Genomic DNA, 11,600 nt, shown 5'->3' on the forward strand with positions numbered 1-11,600 from the left:
GCGGTGATTACGCCAAGCTTTCTCCAATTCAGTTAAATTAAGTTTGCTACATTAAGTTTGCTACAAAAATGCATTAGGTTCTCGATTATTAGCTTGGCTTTTGCTGTTTTCCTAAAGCGAAAAGCGAAAAGCGAAAAGCGAAAAGATAAATATAAAGGCCATAGCTATTTGGCCTTTATATTTTCAACTCAACTGATTACTTGGTTTGCAGCAAAAAACTATCTAGGGTATTTCATCTACACGAATAATACCCACACGAATATCACCCACACGAACAACACGCTCTCGAATAACGCTCACAGAAACAACACGCCCCGAACAGCTCTTTTCAGCTCCCCCGCAAAGGCTATACTTTGGTAGTATTGTCGACAATCGGAGTTGTTATCGAAAGATATAATCATTATGATTCCATTAATGTTTAATAATGTCGACAATATATGACTATTCAAAGCCCTATATGGCGCTCGCCAATTACCAGTTCTGATCGTGTGCTGTTAGAAATACAGCGCGCTATAGTTGAGGGTGATATTCCTGCAGGCAGCAAAATTAGTGAACCAGAGTTAGCTCGCCGATTCGATGTGAGCCGCGCGCCATTGCGCGAAGCGCTTGCGCGTTTAGAACGCTGCCATCTGATTGAACGAACACCAAATGCTGGCGCCCGCGTAGTGAAGCTCTCGCCGGAAGGGTTAATCTCTTTATATCAATTACGGGAAGAGCTGGAAGGGTTAGCTTGCCGATTAGCGGCAGAAAATATGGCTGAGAAAGAAATTGAGGAACTCGGCGCACTGCTTGATCAGCATTTAAACACCCAGCGCGTTCGGGAAGGGGAAAGCTATTATCAAGAAGAAGGTGACTTAGATTTCCATTACAGAATTATTTTAGGTAGTAAAAACGCATATCTCATCAACATTCTCTGCGACGAGCTATACTTTCTAGTTCGCATGTATCGAGTGCAGTTAGGAATGAATGGCCCGCGGGTTTCTCGCGCCTTTGATGAGCATAAAGCGATTATCATGGCGATTGCCAATCGTGATGGTGAGTTAGCCGATTTGTTGATGCGCCGCCATATTGGCGCATCACGGAAAAATATTGAAATTCAACTGCAGCAAATAAGGAATGAACATGACATCAGTAACTAGTGCGGGCGCAAAGCTACGCCAAGCCATTGCGCAAGAACAGCCTTTACAAATTGTGGGTACTATAAATGCTTATACAGCCATGATGGCTGAACGAGTAGGCCACAAAGCACTTTATTTATCAGGTGCAGGTGTTGCGAATGCCTCGTTTGGTTTGCCCGATTTAGGTATGACATCACTAAACGATGTGTGTGAAGATATTCGCCGTATTACCGGTGCTACCGATGTGCCTTTGCTTGTTGATGCAGATACCGGCTGGGGCGGAGCGTTTAATATTGCGCGCACGGTTAAAGAAATGACACGGGCCGGCGCTGCAGGCTTCCATATTGAAGATCAGGTAGCACAAAAACGTTGTGGCCATCGTCCGAATAAAGAAATTGTTACCCAAGGGGAAATGGTTGATCGGGTGAAAGCGGCCGTAGATGCACGCACCGATGAACAGTTTCTAATTATGGCGCGCACTGATGCGTTACAGCAAGAAGGTTTAGAAGCGGCGATTGAGCGTGCGCAAGCCTGTGTTGAAGCCGGTGCGGATGCCATTTTCGCTGAAGCTGTGCATACTTTGGAACAATATCAAGCGTTCACAACTGCGTTGAATGTTCCGGTGCTAGCAAATATCACTGAATTCGGTGCTACGCCTTTGTTTAATAAAGATGAGTTAGCCGGGGTTGGTGTGAAAATGGTATTATACCCATTGAGCGCATTCCGAGCGATGAACAAAGCTGCATTGAATGTGTATGAAAACATTCTTGCCAAGGGTGATCAAAAAGACGTGGTGGAGAGCATGCAAACGCGTGCTGAGTTGTATGATTTCTTGAACTACCACTCATTTGAAGAAAAGTTAGATAGTTTATTTAAGAAGTAATTTGGCGCGCCAGAAATCCATGCGCGAATGAAACCGAAACGAATTGATGAATATACCCAAGAGGATTGAATAATGGCGGAGAAAAAATTAGGCGGAGCCGGTTTACGCGGCCAAGTAGCAGGCGAAACTGCGCTTTGTACTGTAGGTAAAACGGGTTCGGGCTTAACCTACTGTGGTTATGATATTTCTGAGTTAGCTGAGAAGGTAAGCTTTGAAGAAGTAGCTTATTTACTTGCTCACAGTGAATTACCTAACGCTAGCCAACTAGCCGAGTATAAAGCACGTTTGAAATCACAGCGCGGTTTACCTTCTGCATTGAAAGATGTGCTTGAGCGTATTCCTGCCGATGCGCATCCCATGGACGTTCTGCGTACCGGTTGTTCATTCTTGGGCAATATTGAACCTGAAGCTGATTTTAGTGGTGCGGATAAAGCCATTGAGCGCATGCTCGCAGCATTTCCAAGCATTCTGTTATATTGGTATCGTTTCAGCCATGATGGCGTGCGCATTGAAACTGAAACCAATGAAGATTCAATTGGTGCACACTTTTTACGCTTGTTGCACGGTGAATCACCTTCAGAGTTGCATGCAGCAGTAATGAACACCTCGTTGATTTTGTACGCTGAGCACGAGTTCAATGCTTCAACCTTCACCGCTCGTGTGTGTGCTTCTACGCTTTCTGATATTCATTCCTGTGTTACCGGCGCTATTGGTTCGCTGCGTGGGCCATTGCATGGCGGCGCCAACGAAGCGGCAATGGAATTAATTGAAGATATGAAAGACGCCGACGATGCCGAGAAAACATTGATGGGCATGCTTGAGCGCAAAGAGAAAATCATGGGCTTTGGCCACGCTGTTTATAGCGAGTTTGATCCGCGCAATGATGTAATAAAAGCATGGTCGAAGAAGCTGGCTGATGAATTTGGCGATACCCGTTTATATGATGTATCAGTGCGTTGTGAAGAAGTAATGTGGCGCGAGAAGAAATTATTCCCGAACGCTGATTTCTTCCATGCCTCGGCGTATCACTTCATGGGTATTCCTACTAAGTTATTTACCCCGATTTTCGTAATGTCGCGGGTAACTGGCTGGACAGCGCACGTGAAAGAACAACGCGCGAATAACCGTATTATTCGCCCAAGTGCTGATTACACCGGCCCTGAGCCACGTAAAGTTCCAGCAATCAACGAACGTTAATTGGCACAGCAGGGAGAAGCTTCGGTTTCTCCCTAGTTTTTTCTGCCTTCCAATTCTCTAACAACATAAGCTGTGGTTGATTATGAATACTGAATATCGCAAAACACTCGCTGGCACTAATTTAGAATACTTCGATACCCGCGCGGCGGTAGAAGCTATTAAACCAGGTGCTTACGAAAAACTGCCCTATACCTCAAGGGTGTTGGCTGAAAACTTGGTTCGTCGCTGTGAGCCGGAACAACTTACTGCGGCACTCGAGCAAATTATCGAGCGCAAACGCGACCTCGATTTTCCTTGGTTCCCGGCGCGCGTAGTTTGCCACGATATCCTTGGGCAAACCGCATTAGTTGATTTAGCCGGCTTGCGTGATGCAATCGCTCAAAAGGGCGGGGATCCAGCCAAAGTAAACCCAGTTGTGCCTACCCAGCTGATTGTTGATCACTCCTTGGCAGTGGAACATGCTGGTTTTGATACCGAAGCCTTTGAGAAAAACCGCGCGATTGAAGATCGCCGTAACGATGATCGCTTCCATTTTATTAACTGGACGAAAACCGCATTCAAAAATGTGGATGTAATTCCACCAGGAAACGGCATCATGCACCAAATCAACCTTGAGAAAATGTCGCCGGTTGTGCAGGTACAAAATGGTGTAGCCTTTGTGGATACTTGTGTGGGTACTGATAGCCACACCCCGATGGTGGATGCGTTAGGCGTTATTTCTGTAGGGGTTGGTGGTTTAGAAGCTGAAAGTGTAATGCTTGGCCGTGCTTCTTACATGCGTTTGCCCGATATTATTGGTGTAGAACTTACGGGTAAGTTGCGTGAAGGCATTACTAGTACTGATTTGGTATTGGCAATCACTGAATTCTTGCGGAAAGAACGGGTAGTGGGCGCTTACTTAGAGTTTTACGGTGAAGGTGCCGATAGGCTTACCGTGGGTGACCGTGCCACGATCTCCAATATGACACCGGAATACGGTGCCACGGCAGCCATGTTCTATATCGATAAACAAACTACCGATTACCTAACGCTAACTGGCCGCGATGATGATCAAGTGGCTTTGGTAGAAAAATTCGCGAAAGAAACTGGTTTGTGGGCCGATAGCCTGAAAACAGCGGAATACGAGCGAGTATTAAAATTCGATTTATCTTCAGTAAACCGGAACTTGGCTGGCCCTTCGAATCCGCATGCGTTGTTACCCGCTTCAGAATTAGCCGCCCGTGGTATTTCTGGTGTAGTGGAAAATGAAGAAGGCAAAATGCCCGATGGCGCGTGCATTATTGCCGCGATTACCAGTTGTACCAATACTTCAAACCCACGAAACATGATTGCTGCTGGTTTAATTGCCCGTAACGCCAACAAACTCGGTTTAACGCGCAAACCATGGGTGAAAACCTCGCTAGCGCCGGGTTCGAAAACCGTGAAAATGTACCTAGAAGAAGCAAAATTACTGCCAGAACTAGAATCATTGGGCTTTGGTGTGGTTGGTTTTGCCTGTACTACCTGTAACGGCATGAGCGGTGCGCTAGATCCGGTGATTCAGAAAGAAATTGTTGAGCGTGATCTTTATGCTACCGCGGTACTTTCTGGCAACCGTAACTTTGATGGCCGCATTCACCCTTATGCGAAACAAGCCTTCTTAGCATCACCACCGCTAGTTGTGGCCTATGCCATTGCCGGTACGATTCGTTTTGATATTGAGAAAGATGCACTCGGCTATGATGCCGACGGCAACCCAGTAACTTTAAAAGATATTTGGCCAAGCGATGCTGAAATCGATGCCATTGTAAAAGAAGCCGTGAAACCGGAACAATACCGGAAGGTTTACGACCCAATGTTTAACATTTCGGTAGATATGGGCGAGAAAACGGAGCCATTGTATGATTGGCGCCCACAAAGCACCTATATTCGCCGGCCACCATATTGGGAAGGTGCGTTGGCTGGTGATTTAAGCTTACGTGGAATGCGCGCCTTAGCGGTGCTTGGCGACAACATTACCACCGATCACCTTTCGCCTTCGAATGCAATTATGGCCGATAGCGCAGCGGGTGAATACCTTGCGAAAATGGGTGTGCCAGAAGAAGATTTTAACTCCTATGCGACCCACCGTGGTGATCACTTAACCGCACAGCGCGCTACCTTCGCAAACCCGAAACTTATCAACGAAATGGCGATAGTAGATGGTGAAGTGAAGCAAGGTTCATTGGCGCGTGTTGAACCCGAGGGCGAGGTGGTGCGCATGTGGGATGCCATTGAAACTTACATGGAACGCAAGCAACCGCTGATTATTATTGCGGGTGCTGATTATGGCCAGGGTTCTTCGCGGGATTGGGCCGCGAAAGGTGTGCGCTTAGCCGGTGTTGAAGCCATTGTTGCGGAAGGTTTTGAGCGTATTCACCGCACCAACTTGATTGGTATGGGTGTGTTGCCGCTTGAGTTTGCTCCAGGTACAACACGGAAAACCCTAGAAATTGATGGCACTGAAACCTTTGATGTTGAAGGTACACCGAGCGCTGGTGCAGCCCTTACTTTGGTGATTCATCGGAAAAACGGTGATCGCATTGATGTACCGGTGAAATGCCGCTTAGATACTATGGAAGAAGTGTCCATTTTCGAAGCCGGTGGGGTTTTACAGCGCTTTGCTCAAGATTTCCTGGAGTCGAGTAATGCATAAACCGCAGTTAAAAGTTGCCGCCACTTATATGCGTGGCGGTACTAGCAAAGGTGTTTTCTTTCGCCTCGATGATTTGCCGGCGGCGGCACAGCAACCGGGGCCTGCCCGCGATAGCTTGCTGTTACGCGTAATTGGTAGCCCTGATCCTTATGGTAAGCATACCGATGGTATGGGTGGGGCTACGTCGAGCACCAGCAAAACCGTTATTTTATCGAAAAGCGGAAGCGCCGAGCACGATGTTGATTATCTCTTTGGCCAAGTTTCTATCGATAAGCCATTCATTGATTGGAGTGGTAACTGTGGCAACCTTACCTCTGCGGTAGGCTCTTTCGCGGTAACCAGCGGCCTTATTGATGCGAGCCGAGTTCCGGAAAATGGCACAGCGGTGGTGCGCATTTGGCAGGCGAATATTAAAAAAACCATTATTGCACATGTGCCGATTACCAATGGCAAAGTGCAAGAAACCGGTGATTTTGAACTCGATGGGGTAACATTCCCATCTGCTGAAGTGCCGATTGAGTTTATGGATCCAGCCGACGGTGAAGGCTCAATGTTCCCTACCGGCAATGTGGTTGATGAACTGCATGTTCCAGGCGTGGGTACATTCCAGGCCACCATGATTAATGCCGGTATCCCAACGATTTTCGTGAATGCAGCCGATATTGGTTACACCGGCACAGAGCTGCAGGGAGCTATCAATGAAAGCCCGGAAGCACTCGCGATGTTCGAGAAATTACGGGCATACGGCGCGAAACACATGGGTTTAATTCAATCCCTTGAAGAAGCCGAAGCACGCCAGCACACGCCAAAAATCGCTTTTGTAGCGCCGCCGGTAAGTTATGTTTCTTCCAGTGGAAAAAACATTGATGCCGCCGATATTGATTTGAATGTGCGGGCACTTTCAATGGGTAAGCTACACCACGCCATGATGGGCACAGCCGCAGTTGCTATCGGCACTGCGGCCGCGGTTCCTGGCACCTTGGTGAACTTGGCCGCTGGTGGCGGTGATCGAACAGCGGTTACTTTTGGCCACCCTTCGGGTACCTTACGCGTGGGAGCGGAAGCCAAGCTTGTAGATAGCGAATGGCAAGTAACGAAAGCGATTATGAGCCGCAGCGCACGCGTGCTCATGGAAGGTTGGGTTCGCGTACCTGAAGTATAGGTATTATGTTTGCGCGCTTGTAAGGGAAAAAAGCGCGTAAGTGTCGGTGTTGGAGCTTTGCGCAGAATGCCGGCTTAAAATGTCGGTTTGGAATGCTAGCGTAAAATGCCTCTTTGCACGGCCACGCTTTGTGGTTGGTGCAAGGAGGCTTTTTATAAGCTCGGTTTAATTTGTAGCCCGAAACGTGCGTTAGCCAATCACATGATAACCAGCCCAATCGGGTTCTAAGGCTTGGATGCCACCATCTTGATGTAAGTGAATGTGCCAGCCACCAAGTAAATCAACCGCTAAACAATCATCCACATTATATAAATCATCTTTGTGTTGCTCCACGCTATCGGTAAGCAAGCGGCCTTTGGCAATACGTTTGGCCTCTTCTGCGGTTTTGGCAACACAGAGAGTGAAATCATGGAATTCGGGTATGCGGCCAGGGTAATAGCCACCAAAGTTCACGAACCAAAGTTTTTCAGGTTGTTCTTTTGGCTGCTCGCTTAATTCAATTTGATAGCCATCCACATGATGAACAGCTAAGTAGCTATCAAGGTGCAAGCCTTTTACGGTTCCAAACCATTGCTGGCGCAATGCGGGGTAGCAATCTTCGATTGTTTCGCCAACGACAAAACGAATATCGTGCAACTCTATGTTTGCGTTCGGTGCCGTACCGCCTAAATAAACCATAAATAGCTGCATTCTGTTTCCTTTTAATCAGACCAACGCGTGATAAGCCGACCGAGAGTTTCGAAGAAGCCGAGATTAAAGCGGCCAAAACGATGGAATACCCGCCACGCCGCATACAAGGCAAAAACAGCATGCCAGAAGAACCCAGTGTGTTGGTAGATCGCTTTTACCATAGCCACCGCATTCAAAGATTTGATCATTTCGATGTACGCCGGGTGGTAGCCGAATGCAAAACCACCCAAAACCGCCAATACAATAAAAAATAGAACTATTTCAATGGCAGCTATCCAAATGATGCTGATGAATTTAGGTAGTTCCCAGCTAGGCCTTTTAAAAAACGAAGGCGAAGACCTTTTCGAATTGGTGGGGGCTGAAGCATAATAGCTAATCCAAGCATAACCCCCTTTATCACTATCTAGCCAGGATTCTTGAGATTCATAGAACACGGGGTCAGTGTACTCATAATCTTGAACCGCGAATATTTTATCCCACCATAGTTTCAAAAAGCGGTAACAAGCGCGTGCCACCAAAAACAACGCGGAATGAAGAACTAAAATCCAAAACAACCGAATAATTTGCGATTCGTTAAGAGCAGGCACAAAGATGGTTGCTATTAACGCTGCAAAGAAGAGAATGACAAACAGGGTTGGCGCTACTTTAGATTTTAACCTTCGGTTGACACGTAGAATACTACTTACGAAAAATACATTGTGAGCCTCATACTGTTCATAAGATTTATTGTGCTTGATGAAAACATCCGGCCTACCCTTGGTTGCAATCAACACGAAGCTATAGAGCACGTAGCCAAACAGTAAAATGAGTGTATTGATTATCATGCTTACGGGTGAATGAATTGTTTCGTCAGCTACAGTGCCCGCCGGAAAAGTAAACGAGCGGATAAACTGAATGAGCAGGTGATTGTGAAAACTAAATTGCAAGGATTCTGTGTAAGCGGCCCACCCCAAATTAATGATACCCAGTGCGGAGTTAACCAGGGTTACGGCGAGTAACCCAATAGACGCGTATAAAAACAGCACAGTGAAGAAAAAGCGCGTTTCAAAGCGAAAGGTTGTTGGGATTATTTCGCCATCGTAATCAAGAAAAACAAATTTGTTTATGATGGGTTGGAAAAACATAAAGAACAGCATGGGCCAAGCCCAAAAGGCCAAAGTTTTTACCGCTCTCTCAGTGGCAAAGCCAAGCATGCCGGTAAACTCAGGACGTAATTGAAAAACACTAAATTCTAACCAGAATGCCATGAGTAACGCGGTGATCAGTAACAAATTCCGATTCAGTTGGCGCATATGGCGGCGGTAAACTTCCATAAGGACTCCGAAATTATTATTTTTATTCAGTTTTTAAGAGCTGTTATATGATGCCAGAAATCCAGTTAGGCGCTACTTTTATCTGCATTAACTATTAGTAAAAGATTTTGCATTCAAAAAATCTATTAAGCTATTCGAGAAAACAAACTTTCAATGCGTGCTACTGGGGTCTATATTCATTAGTGGAAAATTTTAGATGTTTTCGTAATTAGTGAAGTTCTGGCTTTAATTACAAAAACATAGCGGTAAATCACTCGTTTTATCGACAATAAGTAAAAGAGGATATAGCAATGGATAACAATTCAACAGGTGGCAAATGCCCAGTAATGCACGGTGGTAACACGCGCATGGGTAGTATTGGCACTAGAAACTTAGATTGGTGGCCGAATCAGCTCAATTTAAAGATCCTGCACCAGAACGACAAGAAATCAAATCCACTCGGTGAAGATTTCAATTACGCTGAAGCCTTCAAAAGTATCGATTACGCAGCGTTGAAAAAAGATATTGAAGCTGTATTAACAGATTCAAAAGATTGGTGGCCAGCTGATTACGGCCATTATGGTCCGTTCATGATTCGTATGGCCTGGCATGCTGCCGGTACTTACCGCATGGGTGATGGCCGCGGTGGTGCAGGCACTGGTAACCAACGTTTTGCGCCGCTGAATAGCTGGCCAGATAACGGTAATTTAGATAAAGCGCGCCGCTTATTGTGGCCAGTGAAGCAAAAGTATGGCAACAAAATCTCTTGGGCCGATTTATTCGTGTTAACAGGTAATGTTGCGATTGAATCTATGGGTGGTAAAACCTTCGGATTCGGTGGCGGCCGTGAAGATATTTGGGAACCAGAAGAAGATATCTACTGGGGTGCAGAAGATAAATGGTTGGGCAACAAGCGCTACAGTGGTGATCGCGAACTAGAAACGCCATTGGCAGCAGTGCAAATGGGCTTGATTTATGTAAACCCAGAAGGCCCAGACGGCAACCCAGACCCAATTGGTTCTGGCCGCGATGTACGCGAAACCTTCAAGCGCATGGCGATGAACGATTATGAAACAGTTGCCCTAACGGCGGGTGGCCACACCTTCGGTAAAACTCACGGCGCGGCACCTGATTCGCACTTAGGCCCAGAGCCAGAAGCAGCTCCGATTGAGCAGCAAGGCTTTGGCTGGAAAAATAGCTATGGCACAGGTAAAGGTGGCGACACCATTACGAGTGGCCTAGAAGGTGCTTGGACGGCGCAACCAACGAAATGGGATAACGGCTATTTCGATGTGTTGTTTGGCTATGAGTGGGAGCTTTCGAAAAGCCCTGCCGGTGCACATCAGTGGGTAGCAAAAGACCTTAAAGATGAAGACCACGCCCCAGCAGCTGCTGATGCTTCGAAAAAAGAGAAGCTGATGATGTCTACTGCTGATATCGCAATGAAAGAAGATCCAGCTTATCGTAAAGTTTCAGAGCACTTCCACAAGAACCCGGAAGAGTTTGCTGATGCATTTGCACGCGCATGGTTCAAACTAACTCACCGTGATATGGGTCCTAAATCTCGTTACCTTGGCCCAGAAGTGCCAGCGGAAGATTTAATTTGGCAAGATCCGGTACCAGAAGTTGATCACGAGTTAGTAAACGCAAGTGATGTTGCTGAACTGAAGAAAACCATTTTGGGCTCGGGCTTAACCGTTTCTGAATTGGTTTATACAGCTTGGTCGTCTGCATCTACATTCCGTGGTTCAGATAACCGTGGCGGTGCCAATGGTGCGCGCATTCGCTTGGCCCCGCAAAACACGTGGGAAGTAAATGAGCCAGAGCAATTGAAGAAAGTGCTGGCTACCTATGAAGGTATCAAGAAAGATTTTGATTCTGCGCAATCGGGCAACAAGAAAGTATCACTTGCTGATTTGATTGTGCTTGGCGGTACAGCTGCAGTTGAAAAAGCAGCGCAAGATGCCGGCCACAACGTGGAAGTTCCATTCACGCCGGGCCGCACCGATGCAACCGACGAGCAAACTGATGCCGAATCTTTCGAGGTATTAGAGCCAGTTGCTGATGGCTTCCGCAACTATCTGAAAACACGGTACACCGTGCCAACAGAAGAGCTGTTAATTGATCGTGCTCAGTTATTAACACTAACGGCACCTGAAATGACAGTTTTAATCGGCGGTATGCGTGCTTTAGATGCGAACTTTAAACAAAGCAAACATGGTGTATTTACCGATAAGCCAGGCACACTAACGAACGATTTCTTCGTGAATTTAGTGGATATGGATATTGAGTGGAAGCCAACTACTGAAGAAGCAGAAGAGTTTGAAGGCCGTGATCGCAATACTGGCGAAGTGAAGTGGACAGGAACACGAGTTGATTTAGTGTTCGGCTCTAACTCACAGTTACGTGCGCTAGCCGAAGTATACGCGCAAAGCGACGCAACAGAGAAGTTCGTGAATGACTTCGTAAAAGCTTGGACGAAAGTGATGAACGCGGATCGTTTCGACGTATAATTCAACTCTCGTTAGTGAAAAAAGGAGCGCATAGCGCTCCTTTTTTATTGGTATTTTAAATACAACTGAAG

At 46.6% G+C, this 11,600-nt stretch carries 8 protein-coding genes; 6 read left to right on the forward strand and 2 right to left on the reverse strand.

The window, feature by feature from the left end; translation table 11 throughout:
• Positions 1 to 437 precede the first annotated feature (437 nt).
• The 5 genes from CWE08_RS00970 to prpF all read left to right on the forward strand — a co-directional run bounded on the left by CWE08_RS00970 (position 438) and on the right by prpF (position 7,034).
• Entirely contained in the window at positions 438 to 1,139 is a 702-nt protein-coding gene (locus CWE08_RS00970) for a GntR family transcriptional regulator (protein ID WP_126764798.1), read from the forward strand.
• Positions 1,123 to 2,001, forward strand: a complete 879-nt coding sequence (prpB, locus tag CWE08_RS00975) for a methylisocitrate lyase (RefSeq protein WP_126764799.1) — start codon at positions 1,123 to 1,125, stop codon at positions 1,999 to 2,001. The genes CWE08_RS00970 and prpB overlap by 17 nt, the downstream gene beginning before the upstream one ends.
• A 72-nt stretch (positions 2,002 to 2,073) precedes the next feature.
• On the forward strand, positions 2,074 to 3,198 hold the full coding sequence (gene prpC, locus CWE08_RS00980; protein ID WP_126764800.1) for a bifunctional 2-methylcitrate synthase/citrate synthase: 1,125 nt from the start codon (positions 2,074 to 2,076) through the stop codon (positions 3,196 to 3,198).
• A gap of 82 nt (positions 3,199 to 3,280) precedes the next feature.
• Entirely contained in the window at positions 3,281 to 5,872 is a 2,592-nt protein-coding gene (gene acnD / locus CWE08_RS00985; protein WP_126764801.1) for a Fe/S-dependent 2-methylisocitrate dehydratase AcnD, read from the forward strand.
• Positions 5,865 to 7,034, forward strand: a complete 1,170-nt coding sequence (prpF, locus tag CWE08_RS00990; RefSeq protein WP_126764802.1) for a 2-methylaconitate cis-trans isomerase PrpF — start codon at positions 5,865 to 5,867, stop codon at positions 7,032 to 7,034. The genes acnD and prpF overlap by 8 nt, the downstream gene beginning before the upstream one ends.
• Positions 7,035 to 7,223: 189 nt before the next feature.
• Here prpF and CWE08_RS00995 read toward each other — a convergent pair whose 3' ends face one another.
• Together CWE08_RS00995 and CWE08_RS01000 are read right to left on the reverse strand one after the other, a co-directional pair.
• On the reverse strand, positions 7,224 to 7,724 hold the full coding sequence (locus tag CWE08_RS00995) for a DUF1543 domain-containing protein (protein ID WP_126764803.1): 501 nt from the start codon (positions 7,722 to 7,724) through the stop codon (positions 7,224 to 7,226).
• 11 nt (positions 7,725 to 7,735) lie between these two features.
• Positions 7,736 to 9,037: a hypothetical protein gene (locus tag CWE08_RS01000; protein WP_126764804.1), complete on the reverse strand. Its 1,302-nt coding sequence runs from the start codon at positions 9,035 to 9,037 to the stop codon at positions 7,736 to 7,738.
• A gap of 290 nt (positions 9,038 to 9,327) precedes the next feature.
• Here CWE08_RS01000 and katG point away from each other — a divergent pair, with 290 nt between their 5' ends.
• Entirely contained in the window at positions 9,328 to 11,529 is a 2,202-nt protein-coding gene (katG, locus tag CWE08_RS01005) for a catalase/peroxidase HPI (RefSeq protein WP_126764805.1), read from the forward strand.
• The last annotated feature ends 71 nt before the right edge of the window (positions 11,530 to 11,600 follow it).

The organism is Aliidiomarina iranensis (genome assembly GCF_003987135.1).
GTDB lineage: Bacteria > Pseudomonadota > Gammaproteobacteria > Enterobacterales > Alteromonadaceae > Aliidiomarina > Aliidiomarina iranensis.

Bases quoted from the DNA above. Each gene is read 5' to 3' on its own strand.
- prpB (WP_126764799.1), top strand. From the start codon at position 1,123: ATGACATCAGTAACTAGTGCGGGCGCAAAGCTACGCCAAGCCATTGCG.
- prpF (WP_126764802.1), top strand. From the start codon at position 5,865: ATGCATAAACCGCAGTTAAAAGTTGCCGCCACTTATATGCGTGGCGGT.
- acnD (WP_126764801.1), top strand. From the start codon at position 3,281: ATGAATACTGAATATCGCAAAACACTCGCTGGCACTAATTTAGAATAC.
- CWE08_RS00995 (WP_126764803.1), bottom strand. From the start codon at position 7,724: ATGCAGCTATTTATGGTTTATTTAGGCGGTACGGCACCGAACGCAAAC.
- katG (WP_126764805.1), top strand. From the start codon at position 9,328: ATGGATAACAATTCAACAGGTGGCAAATGCCCAGTAATGCACGGTGGT.
- CWE08_RS00970 (WP_126764798.1), top strand. From the start codon at position 438: ATGACTATTCAAAGCCCTATATGGCGCTCGCCAATTACCAGTTCTGAT.
- prpC (WP_126764800.1), top strand. From the start codon at position 2,074: ATGGCGGAGAAAAAATTAGGCGGAGCCGGTTTACGCGGCCAAGTAGCA.
- CWE08_RS01000 (WP_126764804.1), bottom strand. From the start codon at position 9,037: ATGGAAGTTTACCGCCGCCATATGCGCCAACTGAATCGGAATTTGTTA.